General features: G+C 70.7%; 20 protein-coding genes. 12 read left to right on the top strand and 8 right to left on the bottom strand.

Features of this window, described 5'->3' with window-relative positions; all coding sequences use genetic code 11:
- The first annotated feature begins 121 nt into the window (after positions 1–121).
- The 5 genes from B7K25_RS04375 (at position 122) to B7K25_RS04355 (ending at position 6,284) form a co-directional block, all read left to right on the top strand.
- The gene (locus tag B7K25_RS04375) at positions 122–1,105 is read left to right on the top strand and encodes a hypothetical protein (protein ID WP_084104447.1); all 984 of its coding nucleotides are present in this window, start codon (positions 122–124) and stop codon (positions 1,103–1,105) included.
- 92 nt (positions 1,106–1,197) lie between these two features.
- Entirely contained in the window at positions 1,198–2,499 is a 1,302-nt protein-coding gene (locus B7K25_RS04370) for an MFS transporter (RefSeq protein WP_084104446.1), read from the top strand.
- A 104-nt stretch (positions 2,500–2,603) separates the two neighbouring features.
- A complete protein-coding gene (locus B7K25_RS04365) occupies positions 2,604–3,089 on the top strand; it encodes a hypothetical protein (protein WP_084104445.1) in 486 nt (161 codons plus the stop codon).
- 77 nt (positions 3,090–3,166) lie between these two features.
- A complete protein-coding gene (locus tag B7K25_RS04360) occupies positions 3,167–4,960 on the top strand; it encodes a DUF222 domain-containing protein (protein ID WP_084104444.1) in 1,794 nt (597 codons plus the stop codon).
- Positions 4,953–6,284, top strand: a complete 1,332-nt coding sequence (locus B7K25_RS04355) for a DUF2130 domain-containing protein (RefSeq protein WP_084104443.1) — start codon at positions 4,953–4,955, stop codon at positions 6,282–6,284. Before B7K25_RS04360 ends, B7K25_RS04355 begins: the two co-directional genes overlap by 8 nt.
- Before the next feature lie 147 nt (positions 6,285–6,431).
- Here B7K25_RS04355 and B7K25_RS04350 read toward each other — a convergent pair whose 3' ends face one another.
- Together B7K25_RS04350 and B7K25_RS04345 are read right to left on the bottom strand one after the other, a co-directional pair.
- Positions 6,432–6,797 (bottom strand): hypothetical protein, encoded by a 366-nt coding sequence (locus tag B7K25_RS04350; RefSeq protein ID WP_084104442.1) that lies wholly within the window; start codon positions 6,795–6,797, stop codon positions 6,432–6,434.
- Between the two features lie 41 nt (positions 6,798–6,838).
- Entirely contained in the window at positions 6,839–7,021 is a 183-nt protein-coding gene (locus B7K25_RS04345) for a hypothetical protein (protein WP_084104441.1), read from the bottom strand.
- A gap of 248 nt (positions 7,022–7,269) precedes the next feature.
- Between B7K25_RS04345 and B7K25_RS04340 the strand changes: the two genes are divergently transcribed.
- The 3 genes from B7K25_RS04340 (at position 7,270) to B7K25_RS04330 (ending at position 8,839) form a co-directional block, all read left to right on the top strand.
- Positions 7,270–7,710 (top strand): hypothetical protein, encoded by a 441-nt coding sequence (locus B7K25_RS04340; protein WP_144018830.1) that lies wholly within the window; start codon positions 7,270–7,272, stop codon positions 7,708–7,710.
- Between the two features lie 179 nt (positions 7,711–7,889).
- The gene (locus B7K25_RS04335) at positions 7,890–8,357 is read left to right on the top strand and encodes a hypothetical protein (RefSeq protein ID WP_084104439.1); all 468 of its coding nucleotides are present in this window, start codon (positions 7,890–7,892) and stop codon (positions 8,355–8,357) included.
- Positions 8,354–8,839 carry an aminoacyl-tRNA deacylase gene (locus B7K25_RS04330; RefSeq protein WP_084104438.1) on the top strand — a complete coding sequence of 162 codons (486 nt, stop codon included), beginning with the start codon at positions 8,354–8,356 and terminating at the stop codon, positions 8,837–8,839. Before B7K25_RS04335 ends, B7K25_RS04330 begins: the two co-directional genes overlap by 4 nt.
- Positions 8,840–9,090: 251 nt before the next feature.
- Here the strand turns inward: B7K25_RS04330 and B7K25_RS04325 are convergent, their stop codons facing one another.
- The 6 genes from B7K25_RS04325 to B7K25_RS04305 all read right to left on the bottom strand — a co-directional run bounded on the left by B7K25_RS04325 (position 9,091) and on the right by B7K25_RS04305 (position 13,908).
- Positions 9,091–9,690: a dienelactone hydrolase family protein gene (locus B7K25_RS04325; RefSeq protein ID WP_084104437.1), complete on the bottom strand. Its 600-nt coding sequence runs from the start codon at positions 9,688–9,690 to the stop codon at positions 9,091–9,093.
- Between the two features lie 55 nt (positions 9,691–9,745).
- Entirely contained in the window at positions 9,746–10,750 is a 1,005-nt protein-coding gene (locus tag B7K25_RS04320; protein ID WP_084104436.1) for an anti-sigma factor, read from the bottom strand.
- A complete protein-coding gene (locus B7K25_RS04315) occupies positions 10,747–11,403 on the bottom strand; it encodes a sigma-70 family RNA polymerase sigma factor (RefSeq protein WP_084104536.1) in 657 nt (218 codons plus the stop codon). Before B7K25_RS04315 ends, B7K25_RS04320 begins: the two co-directional genes overlap by 4 nt.
- A gap of 45 nt (positions 11,404–11,448) precedes the next feature.
- Positions 11,449–11,712 carry a hypothetical protein gene (locus B7K25_RS04310; protein WP_084104435.1) on the bottom strand — a complete coding sequence of 88 codons (264 nt, stop codon included), beginning with the start codon at positions 11,710–11,712 and terminating at the stop codon, positions 11,449–11,451.
- A 200-nt stretch (positions 11,713–11,912) separates the two neighbouring features.
- Positions 11,913–12,056: a hypothetical protein gene (locus tag B7K25_RS13675; protein WP_159450109.1), complete on the bottom strand. Its 144-nt coding sequence runs from the start codon at positions 12,054–12,056 to the stop codon at positions 11,913–11,915.
- Between the two features lie 148 nt (positions 12,057–12,204).
- A complete protein-coding gene (locus B7K25_RS04305; RefSeq protein ID WP_084104434.1) occupies positions 12,205–13,908 on the bottom strand; it encodes a cytochrome c biogenesis protein CcdA in 1,704 nt (567 codons plus the stop codon).
- 497 nt (positions 13,909–14,405) lie between these two features.
- On the opposite strand from B7K25_RS04305, the gene B7K25_RS04300 reads away from it, so the two are divergent.
- The 4 genes from B7K25_RS04300 to B7K25_RS04285 all read left to right on the top strand — a co-directional run bounded on the left by B7K25_RS04300 (position 14,406) and on the right by B7K25_RS04285 (position 17,474).
- Positions 14,406–15,230, top strand: a complete 825-nt coding sequence (locus B7K25_RS04300) for a patatin-like phospholipase family protein (RefSeq protein ID WP_084104433.1) — start codon at positions 14,406–14,408, stop codon at positions 15,228–15,230.
- Positions 15,227–16,339 carry a 1-acyl-sn-glycerol-3-phosphate acyltransferase gene (locus B7K25_RS04295; RefSeq protein WP_084104432.1) on the top strand — a complete coding sequence of 371 codons (1,113 nt, stop codon included), beginning with the start codon at positions 15,227–15,229 and terminating at the stop codon, positions 16,337–16,339. The genes B7K25_RS04300 and B7K25_RS04295 overlap by 4 nt, the downstream gene beginning before the upstream one ends.
- A 235-nt stretch (positions 16,340–16,574) precedes the next feature.
- Positions 16,575–17,042, top strand: a complete 468-nt coding sequence (locus B7K25_RS04290) for an isoprenylcysteine carboxylmethyltransferase family protein (RefSeq protein ID WP_159450108.1) — start codon at positions 16,575–16,577, stop codon at positions 17,040–17,042.
- 51 nt (positions 17,043–17,093) lie between these two features.
- Positions 17,094–17,474, top strand: coding sequence for a hypothetical protein (locus B7K25_RS04285; protein WP_144018829.1), 381 nt, complete (start codon positions 17,094–17,096; stop codon positions 17,472–17,474).
- The last annotated feature ends 30 nt before the right edge of the window (positions 17,475–17,504 follow it).

Raw genomic sequence — 17,504 nt, 5'->3', positions numbered from 1 at the left:
ACTCTGGGGGCGGCGTACCGCAGTTTGGTTCGGGACTTCGGAGTTTCGAGGTGACTCGCGAAATGTCCTGTCACGTGTGGAGGGCTGTGCGCATACTGAACCCCATGGACAGGCGACAGCCGTGACGAACCCAACCAGCGCATCGGCCCCAAGCAAGCGCGCGAAGGCCGGCACTGCCGTCGCCCTCCCCGACGACTTCCAGGAGCGCGTGTTCAAGGCCATCGCCGTGCAGCGGCCCGCCGTCACCGCCTACATCAAGGAGGTGCGGCGGCGGAAGCCGGACGCCAGCCCCGCCGAGGTGATGCGGATCATCGAGCGGCAGTACGTCGCGACCACCACGTCGGCCAGCGCGGCGGTGGGTGCCTCGGCCGCGATCCCGGCGGTGGGCGTGCCGGTCGCGATCGGGCTCGGCGTCGCCGACCTCCTGTTCTTCTACGAGACCACCGCGCTGTTCGCCCTGTGCATGGCCGAGCTGCGCGGCATCCCCATCGAGGACCCCGAGCGCGCCAAGGCCGTGGTGCTGGGCGCGATGCTCGGTGAGAAGCGCAAGAGCCGCGTGACTGAGCTCGTCCTGTCCGCCCTGCCCGCCGGCGCGACTGTGTCCACCGCTCGCGCCACCGCCGGCAAGGTCGCCGGCGTCGCGAGCCCCCAGTGGGGCGACCTCCTCGCGCAACAGCTGCCGGACTCGGCGCTCGTGCCCGTCAGCGTGGTGCTCGCCAAGAACGCCATCGCGCAGGGCGCCGTGATGGGCGGCGTGCGGATCGGCTCCAAGGCGATACCGGTCATTGGCGCGGTCGCGGGCGGCGCGACCAGCTACTACTTCGGGTCGTCCGTCGTGAAGTCGTGCCGCGAGGGGTTCTCGCCGCCGGTGGAGGAGTGGCCGTCGTGGCTTGAGTTGAGTGGCGACGAGGGGGACGATGCGCCCGTCACCACGCGGGCTGCCGTGGCGATGCGGTCGGCGTCGGTGTCGGTGAAGGACTTCGGCGAGGGCGTGTGGGGCAAGGTGGCGTCGACGGCGACCGGGTGGGGTCGGCGCGTTCGCGGCGGTGCGCGGAGCGACTCCGAGGTCGATGGTGACGGCGAGGCCGCCGAGTCGTCCGACTGAACCGAGCTGTCGGGTGAGGTGAGTACTGAGGCTGCGCGCGCATCGGCGCTCTGCAGTCCTGAGGTGCCCGCCGTTCCTGTCAGGATGACTCCGTGCCCTCCCAACGCATCTTCAACCGGCTCATCAGCGACGATGACGCCGACCTCGACAGCCTGAGCGAGCAGGCGCGGCCGCACGTCGCCGGCAACGCCGTGCGGCAGATGGTCGCGCAGGCGCTGCAGTCCACCGGCGATCAGATCGTGAACGCGAAGACGGTGCTGCCGTGGCTCCTGAGCGCGCTCGGCGCCCCGAGCGCGTTCGTCGCGTTCCTGGTGCCCATCCGCGAGTCCGGGTCGATGCTGCCGCAGGCCGCGTGGGCGCCGCGGGTGCGGCGCCAGCGGGTGCGCAAGTGGGTGTGGGTCGCGGGTGCGGCGGGGCAGGCGGCGGCGACGGCCGGGTTGGCTTTGGTGGCCGCGACCGCGGAGGGAGTGGTCGCGGGCGTGGGCGTGCTGGTGGCGCTTGCGGTGTTCGCGCTCGCACGGTCGCTGTCGTCGATCGCGAGCAAGGACGTGCTGGGCCGCACCGTTCCCAAGGGCGTGCGCGGGCAGATCAAGGGCGTGACGACGGTCGCCTCGGCGGTGGTGGCGTTGACGCTCGGGCTCGCACTGCGCGTGTGGGGCGGCGACACCGCGGGTGTGGGCGTGCTCGCCGCGCTGCTCGGCGGTGCGGCGCTGGCGTGGGCGGTGGCGGCGTTCGTGTACGCGGCCATCCGCGAGCCCGCCGAAGACATCGAGCCCGAGGCCGAGGACGGCCCCGGGTGGGTGGTGCAGGCTCGCGACCTGTGGCGGGACGATGCGGTCTTCCGCCGGTTCGTCACCGCGCGGGCGCTGCTGCTCGTCTCGGCGCTCAGCCCGCCGTTCGTGGTGACGTTCGGCACCGCGCAGGGGGAGGGCAGCTTGTCCTCGCTCGGCCTGTTCATCATCGCGCAGGGCGTGGCCGGCGTGGTGGGCGGGCCGCTCTTCGGTCGCCTCGCCGACCGCTCGTCGCGGCGGCTGATGATCGGGGCGTCGCTCGCGGCGTCGGCGGTGATCGTCGCGTTCCTCGCCCTCGCGCGGGTGCCCGCGCTGGAGGACGCCGCGTGGCTCGCCGCCGCGACCTACCTGTTGTTGGCGCTCGCTCATGTCGGCGCGCGGCTCGCACGCAAGACCTACGTGGTCGACATCGCCGAGGGCGACCAGCGCACGCAGTACGTCGCCGTCGCTAACACGCTCATGGGGGTGCTCCTGCTCGCGGTGGGCGCGGTGACGGCGGCGCTGGCCGCCTGGGGCTCGGGGTACGCGCTGCTGCTGCTCGCAGCGCTCGGCGTCGCGGGCGCCCTTGTCGGGCGGTCGCTGCCGGAGGCCGAGCGCGCGTAGGCCCGATGTGTCCTGGTGGCGCGAGTGCTGGTGAGGTGGGTACGAAAGGTGCGCGCGCATCGGCCCTCTGTCGCTGTGGGGTCCGGCGGGGCTAGATTCGCCTCGTGACCACTGCGTGGCTGCCCGCCGACTTCGACCACCCGCTGCACATTCCGCTGAGTGACGGCGTCCACCTGCGCCCCATCAGCGCCGACGACCTCGCCATCGACATGCCCGCCGTCATGGGCAACCAGCCGATGCTGTGGGCCAAGTACGGCGCCGCGTGGGGCTGGCCGCCCGCCGATATGAGCGCCGAGGCCGACCGGTCTGATCTTGAGCGTCATGCCCGCGAAATGGTCACGCACGAGTCCTTCAACTACGCGATCCTGCCTGCTTCCGAGGACGCTCTGTATGGGTGCGTGTACATCGACCCTCTTGAGGGCTTCGGTGGGGCCGATGCGCTCGCTGGGCCGGTCGCCGACGTCTCCTTCTGGGTGGGGGCCGATGCGCCCGCTGGGTTGGGTGCGCGGGTGACGGAGTTCGTGCCGGCGTGGCTGGCGGCGGAGTGGCCGTTCGTGGAGGTGCGGTACCCGTTCGGCGAGGTGGGCTGAGGCGCTGTCTCGGGTTGTGCTGTGGATAAGTCGGCGGTCTCGTCGGCGATGTCAGACCCCGGTGGTGTGATGGATCCATGACCCAGACGCCCACTCTCCTCGACATCGCCGGTGGCGATGCGGGCGCTCCTGCGCCGGGGGACTGGGATGCTCGGGCGAGGGCGGCGCTGGTCGAGCGCAAGGAGCTCACGCATGCCGGGGTGAGCGGGCTCTCCGATGATGACCTGGTGGCGCTCGGAGCCGCGGTGGCGGCAGTCCGCAAGGATGCGGACCGGATGATGGGCGTCGTCGCCGCCGAGCAGGCCGCGCGGTCCCGGGCGAAGTCGCGCTCGGTCGGGCTCGCGCGCAAGCGTGGCAAGGGCGACGAGCGCGGCTTGGTGTCCGCCCAGACCGGCGGATCCAACGCCGAGGCCGGGCGATTGATTGAGCTCGGCGAGATGCTGCGGGATGCCGAGAAGGCCGAGTTGGGCGCGTCCGAGCCGAGGGGCGAGGCTGAGTCTCCCAATGCGGCGCCTCCCGCGGCCGAGGCGCGGCCGGTGTTCCCGGTGGTCGCCGCCGCAGTGAAGGCGGGCGAGCTGAGCACCGAGGCGTCGACGATGATCACGCGGATGCTCACGCGCGTCGGCAAGCGGATCGGTGACGCGGCGATGGCCGTGGCCGAGAAGGACCTCGTGTTCTCCGCGCGGTACATGCGCCTCGAGAAGCTCGCCGGGCTGATCACGCGCACCGAGGAGCGGCTCGACCGCGAGCACCGCGAGCAGCTCGCACAGGAGCGTCGGGAGCGGCGCTACCTGCGGATCGGCGAGGCGGCCGACGGGATGATCACCATCAACGGCCGGCTGGACCCCGAGAACGGCGTGCCGCTTGTGAGCCTGCTGCACGCGATGGTCAACCAGAACTTCCGCCTGCGCAAGCGCATGCAGGACGCAGCCAAGGCGGGCGAGTCGGTCGTCATCGACGAGCGCACGCCCGAGCAGGTGAGGGCCGATGCGCTCGGCGACTTCGCGCGTCACGTCGCCGGGTGCGACGTCGAGGTGCTGCCGCGCTCCGGCGCGACGCTGGTGCTCCGCACCGACGTCAAGGACCTGCGCGAGGGCCTCGCGGGAGCCTCGATCGACGGGCTGTCTGCCAGCGTCGATGCCGGAACGCTGCGCCGGATGGCCGCCGCAGCCGGGATCATCCCGCAGGTCATGGACGGGAAGTCGGTGGTGCTCGACCAGGGCCGTCGCACGCAATACTTCACTCGTCCGCAGAAGCTTGCGCTCGTCGAGCGCGACGGAGGATGCGCGATGTGCGGAGCGCCGCCGAGCTGGTGCGACGCTCATCACATCGTTCACTGGTCCCGAGGCGGTCCGACCGACCTCTCGAACGGGGTCCTGCTCTGCGTGCGATGCCACCACGATCTGCATCGGGCGGGCTGGAAGATCGACGCGACGCCGGAAGAGGTGTGGTTCACGCCGCCGGCCGAGGTCGATCCGGAAAGACGACGGCGTCCCGGTGGGCGACGGCTGTTTGACGCGTATCCGTTGGAGCCGGAGTCTGATCCGGATCCTGGCGGTGCTTCGGAGGCATTGCTGCTCGATGATCCGGCTCTGCTCGATGACAACGGCGAGGTCACGAAGAACTGTGGGTTGGAGTCGAGGCAGGTGTGCGTGTCGGTTCCGGCGGACCTCGACGACGAGCCCGCGCCGGGATCGATCGAGCGCGAGCTCGAGGAGCTCGTGCAGTCGGAGCTGGAGCGGTGGCTCGAGGAGGCGCTAAGGTCGGGCGGCTCCGGGACCTGCGAACGCGCACCGGGGCGGGCTGCGAAACGGCGGGACGGTCCAGCGCACCTACACTCGCAGGCAACGAGGAGGACCATCGATGCATGAGATCACCTGCCCGCACTGCGGCAAGGCGTTCAAGGTCGACGAGGCCGGCTACGCGGACATCGTGAGCCAGGTGCGCACCCGAGAGTTCGACGCCGAGCTCGAGAAGCGGCTGCACCTCGCCGACGCGGACAAGAAGGCCGCCGTCGACCTCGCCAAGTCGCAGGCCGCCGCCGACTCGCAGAAGACCGCGGCCGCCAAGGACGCCGAGATCCAGGACCTCAAGGCCAAGCTCGACGCGACCGGCACCCAGCAGCAGCTCGCGGTCGCGGACGCGCTCAAGGCCATCGAGAAGGAGCGGGACGCCCTCCACAGCCAGCTGGAGCAGGCGAAGGCGGCGAGCGCATCGGCCGCCGAGCTCGCCGAGACCAAGATGGCGAGCGAGCTCCAGAAGGCCGCCGCCGCGCAGGCCTCGCAGATCCAGAAGCTCCAGAGCGACCTCGAGCGCGCCGCGCTTGAGAAGTCCCACGCCGAGACCGCCCTCAAGGAGAAGCACGCGGCCGAGCTCGCCTCGCGTGAGATCCAGATCAAGGACCGCGATGACGCGATCGAGCGGCTGCGGGACATGAAGGCTCGGCTGTCGACCAAGATGGTCGGCGAGACGCTTGAGCAGCACTGCGAGTACGAGTTCAACCGCCTGCGCGCGACCGCGTTCCAGAGCGCCTACTTCGAGAAGGACAACGACGCGTCGACCGGTTCGAAGGGCGACTACATCTTCCGCGACCTGGACCCCGAGGGCACCGAGGTCGTCTCGATCATGTTCGAGATGAAGAACGAGTCTGACACCACCGCGACCAAGCACAAGAACGAGGACTTCTTCAAGGAGCTCGACAAGGACCGCAACGAGAAGGGCTGCGAATACGCGGTCCTCGTGACGCTGCTCGAGCCGGACAGCGAGCTGTACAACTCGGGCATCGTCGACGTCTCGCACCGCTATCCCAAGATGTACGTGGTGCGGCCCCAGTTCTTCATCCCGATCATCACGCTGCTGCGCAACGCCGCCCAGAACTCCCTGCAGTACAAGCAGGAGCTCGCGCTCGTGCGGGCGCAGAACATCGACATCACCAACTTCGAGTCGGAGCTCGACACCTTCAAGCAGGCGTTCGGCCGCAACTGGCGCCTCGCCTCGGACGGGTTCGAGGAGGCCGTGAAGCGCATCGACGAGGCCATCAAGGACCTCGAGAAGACCAAGCAGGCGCTGCACAAGTCCGCGAACAACCTGCGCCTGGCCAACGACAAGGCCGACGACCTCACCATCAAGAAGCTCACGCGCGGCAACCCGACCATGGCCGCGAAGTTCGCCGAGCTCGAGCCGGGGGAGAGCTAGGAGGGTCGGTCTCGCGCTGCTTCGAGCTCTCGACGAGCGCTGGGGTAGCCGGGGCGGCATTCCTCCGCGCAGGCCGTCACTGTGTGCTCCGCGCAGGCCGCCACTGGGGTGGCGAATGCACCGTCGTGCCGCGCTCGGACCACTCTGTTAGTGCTGGGCAGCTTCCGGTTCGTCGGCGTCGGGCGCGGCCGAGGACTCCGGGGTCGGCACTGCGGGGCCGGCAGGCGTGGCGCTGGTGAGAGGCGCGACGTGGATCTCGTACTGGAGCTGGAGCTGGCGGTCCAGCAAGGACACGATCACGACGAGCGGGATGCAGGCGATGAGCCCGACGGCGAACCCGCCGAACATCGCACCCACGCTGAAGCTTGCGTATTCGTGGATGCTCGGATCCCACGGCACGAAGACGTTGCCGAACACGATGCCCGTGGCGATGCACGAAGCGATGACCCAGACCGTGACCCACGCCTTGACGTTCACGGTGTCGCGCAGCTTCTGCGCCCTCGCAAGATCCATGCGCTGAATGTAGACCCGCTCGGCGCGATCTGGGAAGAGGTCTAGGCGCCTGGAGCAGGGGGTTCACCGTTTCGGCGACGCTTCTCCTCGCGCTCGCGGTCCCGCATGCGCAGGTACTGCTTGATGAGCACCACGAGCGAGACGACGATGCCGCCGGCGAACGCGACCATCAGGATGGTCCACCACATGTCGTAGTTCGCCGGGATCTGCGTGGCCGCGCTCATGGTGCCAAGGTAGCCCGCACTCGTCCGAATGTCAGACAGTGTGTGATGCCGCTGGACAGCATTTGCGTCGGCGCCGGCGTGGCGGACCGATGGCGGCTGGGTGTCGAATCGATGTCCGACACACCCGGACGCGTGAACCGGGCAATCTGTACATAACGGTTCGGTTTCTCGCCAGGCGGAATGTCCTGGGTACGGGGTAGGTTCAGACAGTAGATGGCACGCCAAATCCATAAGTCCCTGGAGGAATCGTGACAGTCGCCCACCCCTCAGTGGTGACGCTACGACCGCCGGCGAAGGAGCGCGCACTGTCGCGCCTGCCCAAGTCGGTCATCGCGTCCGAGCGTGAGACCCGTGTCGGCTTCTTGCGGCCTCGGCCGCGCCCGGCCACGGCATCGCCCGTCGGTGACCGGATCGCCCGCGAGCGCGTCAAGAGCTATGTGCGGACCGGGATCATCGCGTTCTCTGGCATCGTCCGGCTGGCGATCGCCGCCGCGCTGATCGTCGCCGGGTACATGCTCATCACCCAGGGGATCGTGCCGCTCGCGACCGAGGTCTTCACCGGCTGGTACACCGGGGCGGTCGCGCCGCACATGGGCGTCGACTTCACCTTCGGGACCGTGGGGCCGAGCCCCGCGGTGCAGATGGGCATCCTGCCCGGACTGCCCGACGCCATCAGCGCCGCGCGCTGACTCCCGCGAGCTCGGCGGCTCCGGAGCGCAAGCTAGTCCTCGCGTGGGTGCTCCGCAGGGCGTTCGCGTCCGACTGCCGATGACAACTCTCACGACCCGCCCGACCCCGCGGATCGGCTAGCGTGACGGGGAAGCCAGCGCGCGCATCGGCGCTGACAAACCCCATCAAAGGAGACGACGTGACCGTGTTCCCAGGCGTGACCGAGGAGACCTGCGAGATCGCGTGGTCGATGATCCTGCCCGCCATCGAGAAGGCCTACGCCGATGGCCTCACCAACGGCCTGCGGGGCACGATCATCGTGCTCGACCCGGCCGAGCCCGAGGTCGACAACCCCGTGTTCGTGGCTCACGTCGGAGAGCCCGACTCCGCATTCCTCACCAACGTCGAGGGCAAGGTCAAGGTGACGATCCGGACCGGGCTGGACAGCTCGCGCGTCCGCCAGGACTTCCCGCACCTGTACCGCGCCGGCGACATCAAGTACCCGGGCGCGATCAACCGTGAGGGGCTCATCGTCGCGTTCTCCGGCGTGCAGGGCGACTTCGACGAGATGATCTGCGAGTGGATGGTCGCCGCCCTGCGGGCCATCGGCCGCGATCGGTTCTCGCGGCCCGGCGGCGCCGACGATGCCGAGGGCGCCTACCTGTGAGTGAGCCCGCGGCGCCCGATACTCCGGCGATTCGTGCGCTCGAGGACTCCGGCATCGAGTTCGAGGTCACCGCGCACGGCCCCGTGCGGTCGCTTGAGGAGGCCGCCGAGGCGCGCGGGCTCGACCCTCGCCAGATCCTCAAGACCCTCGTCGTGCGACGCGGCGAGGACGACTACCTGTTCGTGCTCGTACCTGGTGACCGGCAGATCTCGTGGCCCAAGCTGCGGGAGCACCTCGGCGTCTCGCGCCTGTCGATGCCCGACAAGGACGTCGCCCGTGACGTGACCGGCTACGAGCGCGGGACGATCACGCCGTTCGGGTCGACCGTCGCATGGCCCGTGATCGCCGATGCGCTCATCGTCTCCCGCGAAGGCCCCGTGTCGATCGGGGGAGGGGCGCACGGCGTCGCGGCGTCCGTGCACCCGGCGCAGCTCGTCGAGGTGCTCGACGCGACCGTCGCAGATGTGACCGAGGCGCTGTAGTCCGAGCTGGTCCGCCAGAGTCGCGTCTCCGTGCCGACTCGGCGTGCCACTGGTGGCTGCGCGTCGGTTCCCGCGGGTGCTCGGCACGTGTTGGTGGCTGAGCGTCGCTGCTGGATGCGGCGAGGCGATCGCGAGTGCCGCGCCCGTGCGACAACGAGCCGCCATCTGGTGACGCTGGACTACCGAAACCGACCGCCATCCACCATCAGGGCGCTAAGGCAGAGGCTGTGCGTCGGTGCAGTGGCGCGTGACTACATCGCGGCCGGGACCGGGCCCGCGCGGCCCGCGTCGAGGCGCGCGAGCCAGTCGTCGAGGCGCTCCTCGAACAGGTCGGCGGCGTCCGCGTCGTAGTCGCGCAGCCCAGGGTCGGGGAACATGTGCCGCTTGTTGCGGTAGCGGTGCACCTCGGCGTGAGGGACGGCGCGCTCAAGGGCGTGGAGCTCGTCGGGCAGGCACCAGTCGTCCGGATCGGCGACGTGGACCTGCAGCGGCACATGCGGCCGCCACGTCCGCCCGAGCATCTCCGGCGGCGCCACCCCGCCCATGAGGACGCAGCCGCGGATGCGCTTGAGGTGCTGCGCCAGGTACTGCGCCTGGACCGTGCCCATCGAGAAGCCGATCACCACATCCGCGCTCGGGTGTAGCCGAGCCGAGCGCCCCGCGACCTCGAGCACCGCATCGTGGCCGATCCGCTCCGCGTGGGCGATCCCGTCGTCCAGGCTGCGGAACGTCTTGCCTGCGTAGCAGTCGGGCGTATGGACCGTGTGGCCGTCGGCGCGCAGGCGGTCCGCGAGGGAGCACAGGCCGTCCGTCAGCCCATGCGCGTGATGGAACAGCAGGATCTCGGCCATGCTCCCAGTCTCATACGGACGGGACGTTCTCGCATGGTGGAACGCGAAGAGGAGCCTAGAGCTCGACCACCGAGACCACGTCCGAGGTCGGCTCGTCGGAGCCGCCCGGAGGCTCACACGTGATCGCGACGGCGACCACGTCGTCGTCCGTGTGGACGACGGTCATGTAGCCGCCAGCGTCGTCGGGCATGAACGTCGGGCCCGCGACCTTCGAGCCATCCTCAAGGATCAGCCACACCTGGTACTCGGTGCCCTTGGTGGGCATCGGCGCCGCGGAGCCCATGAGCGCGTAGCCATCCATTCGGTCGCTCATGACGAGGTGACCCGTGCCGAGGTCCATGTCCATGCTCTTCGCATCCGGAGCGGACTCGATCATCATGACGTCCTTCTCCATCGCGAGCGACGAAGGCTCGTCGCCGCTCGGCCCGGCCAGGCCCCACGCGACGGCGAACACCGCGGCAGTCGCGGCGGCGCCGGCGAGCGCGGGCCACCAGCGGCGGGCGCCCGACGCGCCTCGGGACGAACGGCGGCCGGCGAGCTCATCGGCGGAGGAAGAACCCTGGCCGGAGCCGTCGGCGTCACCCGAGCCCGAGGACGCCCCAGCGTCTGCGGCCCCGGACGTGCCGTCCGAGCCCTCGTCCGATCCCACACGGGAGGCAGCGCCAGGCGCGCCGGGACGAGACCCTGCAGCCGCATCGGCGCCGTCGACACCACCCGAGCCGTCCGCAGGCGAGGGAGAGTCGACACCAGCGGGCGCATCGGCGCTGCTGGGCTGTCCGAAGGGGGCCGCGACCGCGATGGGGTCCGTCGAGGGCGTGCTCGTCACGACGGGCGGCAACTGCGCCGTCCGCGCGATCTCCGAGAGCACCGAGGCGCGCAGCGAGGACGGGGGAGCGGTGGCCTCGGCGTCGGCGAGGGAGGCGGTCGCGGCGGTGAATCCGGCGACCTCGGCGAGGCACTCCTCGCAGCCGGGCAGGTGGCGCTCGAAGGCCTCCCGCTCGGCGGGGTCGAGCGCGTCGACGGCGTAGGGGGCCGCGAGCGCGTGGATGTCGGTGATCATCGCTCCACCCCCAGGGAGTCTCGTAGCTTGATGAGGCCGTCGCGGATGCGGGCCTTCGCGGTGCCGAGCGGGATGTCGAGCGCGTGGGCGGCCTCGCGATGCGTGAAGCCGCGGAAGAAGGTCAGGTCGAGCGCCTCGCGCTGGCGCTCCGTGAGCGTGGCGAGCCCCGTGTGGACACGGGCCGCCTCCCACTCGCGGTAGCTCGCATCGACCACGGCGTCCTGGTCCTCGGGGCCCACGTCGTCGACGCGTCCGTGCGCCGCGACCCGGTCGGTGTGCGCCTGCTCCGAACGGACCCGGTCCACGGCCCGACGGTGCGTGATGGTGAGGATCCACGAGCGCGCCGTGCCGGCCGAGCTGTCGAACCGCGTGGCCCGACGCCACACCTCAACAAGCGCCTCCTGGGCGACGTCCTCGGCCATGCCGCGGTCGCGCACGATCCGTAGCGCCAGGCCGAAGACCGACGCCGCGACCAGGCCGTACAGCTGCTCGTAGGCGTCCGTGTCGCCGCGCGCGGTGCGCTCGAGGAGGTCGGCGAGGTCGGCGGCATGCCCCGGGGCCCGCTCAGCCCCGGAGGCCGCCCCCTCACCCGAGCCGGTACCCGTGACCGGGCGTGCGTCGGGAACCGCGCGCAGGTGGCGCTCAGCGCTCATGCGGTCCTCCTCGTCGCCCGAAGCCATGTACCGAGTATCGGCTGGTCAGCCCTCGTCCTCCATGGCGTCCTCTTCCATGGCGTCCTCCGAGTGCTCCATGGAGTCGTCCTCTTCCATCGAGTCGTCCTCCATGGAGTCGTCCTCCTCCATGGCGTCGTCCTCCATCATGGCGTCCTCGGTGGACTCCATGGTCTCCTCCATCATCTCGTCGGAGTCGGAGGCAGGTTCGGTGTCGTCGCCGCATCCCGCGAGCAGGGTCCCGGACAGCAGGATGACCGCGGGGATGGCGAAGGTGCGAAGCGTGGGCATGGTTTCCTCCCTGGTGGTGTCCGCCGGACAGGACCGCCCGACACCAGGCCTTCGGGGCGGCCGCGCGGCCGGATGGGTCGGCACGGCTCCCGGGGGAGGGCCGATGCGCTCGCAGGGTCTGCGTGTCTTGTGCGCCGATGCGCGTGTCGAGCATGCGAAGGGGCGGCCGGATTCCCGGCCGCCCCTGTGAGTGACGTGGGTCAGGCCCCCGTCGTCGCCTCCATGGTTGCCTCCATGGTCGACTCCATGTCGTCGCCATCGCCCGAGGTGCTGTCGCCGCACCCGGCAAGAAGCGTGGCCCCCGCGAAGATGACGAGGGGAACTGCAGCCTTGCGAACGTCCATGTGGAATGCCTCCAGAGTCATGGGACGGCGGGCCACCGTGACCCGCCACTTCCATTGACGCCCGGTTCGTCCCTTTTCGCACGCCGAGCGGGGCAAAACTTCGGTCAAGGGCTTTACCTTCGCGTCCCTCCCGGACGCCGGCGAGAACTCACCCGAACGTGAAGGCGTACGCCTCGATTCCCGGCGTGAACTCGAGCTCCATGACGTCCTGGGTGGGCTCGCCCTCGAAGAGCGTGTAGAGGTCGGAGGTGCCGTCGACCTCGATGGTGCGCTCGTAGTCCGGGTCGTTCGCGAGCCGCACCGTGACCTCCCCCTCGCCCGCCATGACGAGGTGCACGTCGGCGGCGTAGAAGTAGATCCTGAGGCGCGCATCGTCCCCTGCCAGGGCGTACTCGTCGGTGAGCGTCCACTCGCCCTCGTAGACGAAGTGGTCGCGCTCGAGGGTGCCGTCGAAGGTGAAGTCGACCTCCTCGTCGCGGACCACCTGGTCCGCGTTGTGCGCCCACTGGAGCCGGCCGTAGCCCAGATACGTCTCCTGGGTGCGGCCGCGGGTGTGGCCGGCCTCGTCGTCCTCCTGGAAGGCCATCTGCGGCGCCGCGTCGAGCAGCTGCTGGATGAGCAGCTCCGTGTCCGCGTAGGCGCCCTCGCCGTAGTGCACCTGGCGCACCACGCCGTCGGTGTCGATGAGGTAGTGCGCCGGCCAGAACCGCTGGTCCCAGGTGCGCCACGTCTCGAAGTCGTTGTCGATGGCGACCGGGTACTCGATGCCGTAGCGCTGCGTGGCGTCCTCGACGTTGCCGACGACCTTCTCGAAGGCGAACTCGGGGGAGTGGACGCCCACGATCGTGAGGCCGTCGTCGCCGTAGCGGTCGTCCCATTCGGTCAGGTACGGGAAGGTGCGCTGGCAGTTGATGCAGGAGTAGGTCCAGAAGTCGATGAGGACCACCTCACCGTCGGCGGCCAGCTGCTCGAGGTTCAGCTCCTCGCCGTCCGTGTTGAGCCACTCCTGGATGCCCACCAGGTCGCGGGCGGGGCCGCAGTTGAGCAGCTCGTCGGGCGCGCTGTCCGCGCACTGGTCGAAGGTGAGCGCGTCGCCGCTCGCCGGCTCGGCGTCCTCGCGGCCGGCGAGCGTGTCGAGCTCGCCGCGGACCGAGTCGTTGTCCTCGATGGACTCCTGAGCCTGCGCGAGCACGCCAGGGACCCAGCGCTGCAGCGGCTCGGCGACGTTCGTGGCGATGACGGCCGCGGTGAGCACGAGCACCACGCCCGAGGCGATGCGGATCGCGCCCAGGCGCTCGCGGACCGCCTTGATGCGGCTGCCCATCGCCTGACCCGCCAGCCCGAACCCGAGCAACGGGATCGAGATGCCCACCGAGAAGCTCAGCGTCAGCGCGACCAGGCCCCAGCTGAGGCCGTTGGTGGCGGCGAGCACGGTGATGGAGGCGAGGATCGGGCCGGCGCACGGCACGAAGACGAGGCCCAGCGCCAGGCCCATCACGAAGCCGTTGCCGTCCCGGTTGAGCTGCGGGGGGCCGATGCGCTCGAACGGCTTCTGCAGGTACTCGCCGAACGGCGGGATGGCGAGTCCCAGGCCGACCACCGCGAGCACGATGATGCCGGTCCACCGCAGCAGGTCGTCGGGCAGCCCGAGCGAGCTGAGCAGGATGCCGCCCAGCAGCGTGAAGACCGCGAAGCTCGTCACCAGTCCCGCGACCACGACGATCGGGCGGCGCTTGGAGGCCGCCCCGTCTTGGATCGAGCTGGTGAGGATCGCCGGCAGCACCGGAAGGACGCACGGGCTGATGGCCGTGATGATGCCGGACACGACGCCGACGAGCACGAGGGTGATCATGACGGGTCTTCGGAGCGGCCGATGCGGGGGTTGGGTCGCGCGGGCAGGTCCCGCGTTCGCGCACGGCCCCGTGTACCGCTCAACACACAGCGGGTGCGGATGTGGCACATGGGGCCCAGGGGGATGCTCATGCGCCTCGCGAGTCACGTGAGTCCCAGCCCTGTGTTGAGCGGTACGCGTGGCGACGACGCGCGCCTCGACAGTACGAACCAGATTCCGTGTCGACACGCCGCGAGACGAGCCCAGGAAGCGCGATCGCCGGCGTGGCGCGCGAAGACTTGGTTCGCACTGTCACCGGCCGGGGCCCCAGAGCCGGGGTGCAGGCCCCGGTCGACGTCGAGTCCGAGTCCGACGTCCGGCGCGAGCACGAGAGTGCCGGAGGAGTCCCGGCCGGGGGCGAGGGCGACCGCTGCGACCAGCGCCCGACCAACGCCCGACCAGCCCCGCCCCGCGGTGCGAGCCCGGCCGGCGGCGCGCGCTCCCACTAGCGTGGAGCCATGACGGTCGCATTCGTGCTGGGAGGCGGCGGCGTGCGCGGCGCCGTGGAGGTCGGGATGCTGCGCGCCCTGCTCGAGCGGGGGGTGAAGCCGGACCTCGTGGTCGGCACGAGCATCGGCGCCATCAACGGCTCGGCCGTCGCCGCGAACCCGACCCCATCGGTGGTCGAGCGCCTGGAGCGCGCCTGGGCGTCGCCCGAGGCCGGAGCGGTCTACGGCGAGTGGTGGCCGCGTCAGCTGCGCCGCCTCGCCCAATCGCGCACCCACCTCAACGACCCCGAGCCCCTGCGCGAGCTGATCGCGGACATGGTGGGCGCCGAGGCGCGCTTCGAGGACCTCGAGGTCCCCCTCGCCGTTTGCGCGGCGAGCATCGAGCGCGCCGCAGAGACGTGGTTCGACTCCGGCCCGCTGATCCAGGCGGTCCTCGCCTCGTGCTCAGTGCCCGCGGCCCTCCCGCCCGTCGAGATCGACGGCGAGCACTACATCGACGGCGGCGTCGTGAACTCGATCCCGCTGTCGGAGGCCATCCGCCGCGGCGCGACCACCGTGTACGTGCTGCAGGTGGGCCGCATCGAGGAGCCGCTCACGGTCCCTGAGAAGCCGTCCGACGTCGCGAAGGTCGCCTTCGAGATCTCGCGCCGTCACCGGTTCTTCCGCGACCGCGACGCCGTGCCCGACCACGTCGACCTGCACATCCTTCCCTATGGAGGCGCGGACGCCGCCGACGCGAAGCTCACGTCGTTCCGCAAGATGGACCGGACCCACGCGCGCATCGAGCGCGCCTACGACGCGACCGCGGCCTACCTCGACGAGGCGGGCGCATGAGCGGCGCGAGCCCGGAGGAGGTGCGCGAGCGCAGGCGCCGCCGCCGGATCTCGTGGGGGCTGCCACCCGTGTGGGTGCGGCGCATCGTCCTCGCGCCGCTGATCATCCTGCTGGCGTTCTTCTGGACGCCGACCGCGCTGTGGCTGGGCATCATCGTCGCGGGCGCCGTCGCCTGGGCTCTGCCCGGCCGCGTCCGGCCGCTGCGCGTGCTGTTCATGGTCGGCCTGTACCTGATGTGGGACGCCATCGCGCTGGTGTGGATGTTCGGCCTGTGGATCGTCTCCGGGTTCGGCTGGAAGATCCGCTCGCCGCGCTTCGAGTACGAGCACTACCGCCTCGCCGGCGCAATGCTGAAGTCGCTGTTCCGGTGGGCCCGGCGCATCCTGCGCCTGCAGATCGTCTCCGAGGACGCGAACATCGACGCGATGGCTCCCGGCAAGCCCCTCATCGTGGTGAGCCGTCACGCCGGCCCGGCCGACTCGTTCATCATCGTCGAGTCGCTCATCAACCGGTTCGACCGCGAGCCCGCGATCGTGCTCAAGGACACCCTCCAGTGGGACCCGGCGATCGACGTCCTCCTCAACCGCCTGCCCACCCGCTTCGTGTCCTCACGGCGCAAGCGCAAGCCGGGCTCCGCCGGCGGCGCCGCCTCAGTGGGCCAGCTCGCGAAGGGCCTCGACGACAACGATGCGCTGCTGATCTTCCCCGAGGGCGGCAACGCCACCCCCAAGCGCCGCGAGCGCCGCATCGCGCAGCTGCGCGCGGGCGGCCACGGGGAGCTCGCCGACCGCGCCGAGGCCATGCCGCACGTGATGCCGCCGCACGCCGGAGGCGTCCTCGCGGCGATGGACGCGTGCCCCGAGGCCGAGGTCGTCTTCCTCGCCCACACCGGCCTCGAACGCCTGAGCACGGTGCGAGACATCTGGCGCGAGCTGCCGGTCGACAAGCGCATCGTCCTCAAGGGCTGGCTCGCGGGCGACGCGCCCGAGGGCCGCAAGGAGCGCGAGGCGTGGCTGTACGACTGGTGGGCCAAGGTCGACGCCTGGATCGACGTGAACCAGCCGCCCGCGGCGGATCCGCAGGCCGTCGCGGTCGCCAAGACCGCCTGAGCGCGGACGGCCGAGCCAACCCGCGCATCGGCGCTCCGGCGCACCCCGACGCTCCCGCGCTCCGCGACAGTTTCGAACATCCCGGACGGAACACGCCGGCCGCACGGCCGTCAGGCGGGCCGATGCGCGGCGTGGCGGATCTGCCATGTTCGGAACTGTCGGGACGGGTGGGGTCGAGCGGTCGCCCCGGGGCGGTCGGAACGGTAGCACCATCGTGTGCACGTACGCTGGCGGAATGGAGCGGCGGCAGGTCAGAGCGTGGGGCATGGTCGGCGTCCAGGGGCTGCTCTTCCTCGCCGTGGCGGTCACCGCGCTGCTCGACGCCGAGCCGCACTGGTGGTCCTCGCTGCCGGTGTCGATCGCGCTCGTACTGATCGGCGCGGCGGGGGTCCTCGGCTCCGGCCGCAACCTCGGAGCGTCCCTGACGCCGTCGCCGGTGCCCAACCGCGCGGGGCTCGCCGCGAGCGGGCTCTACCGCTGGGTGCGCCACCCGATGTACTCGGCGCTGATCCTCATCTGCCTGGGCGTCGCGGTCGGGTCGGGCAGCGCGTGGTGCTACGCGACCATCGTCGTCCTCTCAGTGTTCTTCGACGTGAAGGGCCGGACCGAGGAGCGCTACCTCGTCGAGGCCTACGACGGCTACGCGGAGTACGCCGCGCGCACCGGCAAGTTCATCCCGGGGTTGGGTCGACGGCGCGGCTGAGCCCCCAAGATCCCTGCTGACACGCGGGTCGCCCGGTGCGACACTGGCCTCGTGGAGCGCGTGCAGATCGCCATCGAGGTCGGTCCCGTGGGGGCCGATGCGCTCGCCCGCCTGGAGGCGGCCGGGCACCTCGTGCGTCACGAGGGTGAGCGGTGGCGCGTCATCGTCACGGCCACCGTGCTGGGGCAGCACTCGGTCCGCGCGCAGGCGCACGTGCTCGCCCACGATGTCATCCACGACTTCGCGCTCGAGGCTCTCACGCAGCCCCCGTCGATCGCGATCCGCGACCCCGACGGCGTGCTCGACATCGCCGACACCGAGGTGATGCTCGACGGCGTGCGCCGCGCCTACGACCCCGATCCGCTCAAGCGGTACGACCCGCATTGGTGGCAGAAGCAGATGGAGCTGGGCCTGGGGGAGCGCAAGGCCTGAGACCGGTCACGGCGCCAGCACACCGCGCGG

Origin of the sequence: Demequina sp. NBRC 110056 (assembly GCF_002090155.1) — a bacterium.
In the GTDB taxonomy this organism is placed as follows: Bacteria; Actinomycetota; Actinomycetes; order Actinomycetales; family Demequinaceae; genus Demequina.
This window is presented reverse-complemented; position numbering and strand designations above follow the sequence as displayed.

What these genes read in the sequence shown, in the direction of transcription:
- B7K25_RS04360 (WP_084104444.1), top strand. Translation starts at nt 3,167, where the DNA reads ATGACCCAGACGCCCACTCTCCTCGACATCGCCGGTGGCGATGCGGGC.
- B7K25_RS04320 (WP_084104436.1), bottom strand. Translation starts at nt 10,750, where the DNA reads ATGATCACCGACATCCACGCGCTCGCGGCCCCCTACGCCGTCGACGCG.
- B7K25_RS04295 (WP_084104432.1), top strand. Translation starts at nt 15,227, where the DNA reads ATGAGCGGCGCGAGCCCGGAGGAGGTGCGCGAGCGCAGGCGCCGCCGC.
- B7K25_RS13675 (WP_159450109.1), bottom strand. Translation starts at nt 12,056, where the DNA reads ATGGACGTTCGCAAGGCTGCAGTTCCCCTCGTCATCTTCGCGGGGGCC.
- B7K25_RS04325 (WP_084104437.1), bottom strand. Translation starts at nt 9,690, where the DNA reads ATGGCCGAGATCCTGCTGTTCCATCACGCGCATGGGCTGACGGACGGC.
- B7K25_RS04300 (WP_084104433.1), top strand. Translation starts at nt 14,406, where the DNA reads ATGACGGTCGCATTCGTGCTGGGAGGCGGCGGCGTGCGCGGCGCCGTG.
- B7K25_RS04310 (WP_084104435.1), bottom strand. Translation starts at nt 11,712, where the DNA reads ATGCCCACGCTTCGCACCTTCGCCATCCCCGCGGTCATCCTGCTGTCC.
- B7K25_RS04345 (WP_084104441.1), bottom strand. Translation starts at nt 7,021, where the DNA reads ATGAGCGCGGCCACGCAGATCCCGGCGAACTACGACATGTGGTGGACC.
- B7K25_RS04350 (WP_084104442.1), bottom strand. Translation starts at nt 6,797, where the DNA reads ATGGATCTTGCGAGGGCGCAGAAGCTGCGCGACACCGTGAACGTCAAG.
- B7K25_RS04290 (WP_159450108.1), top strand. Translation starts at nt 16,575, where the DNA reads ATGGAGCGGCGGCAGGTCAGAGCGTGGGGCATGGTCGGCGTCCAGGGG.
- B7K25_RS04355 (WP_084104443.1), top strand. Translation starts at nt 4,953, where the DNA reads ATGCATGAGATCACCTGCCCGCACTGCGGCAAGGCGTTCAAGGTCGAC.
- B7K25_RS04315 (WP_084104536.1), bottom strand. Translation starts at nt 11,403, where the DNA reads ATGAGCGCTGAGCGCCACCTGCGCGCGGTTCCCGACGCACGCCCGGTC.
- B7K25_RS04305 (WP_084104434.1), bottom strand. Translation starts at nt 13,908, where the DNA reads ATGATCACCCTCGTGCTCGTCGGCGTCGTGTCCGGCATCATCACGGCC.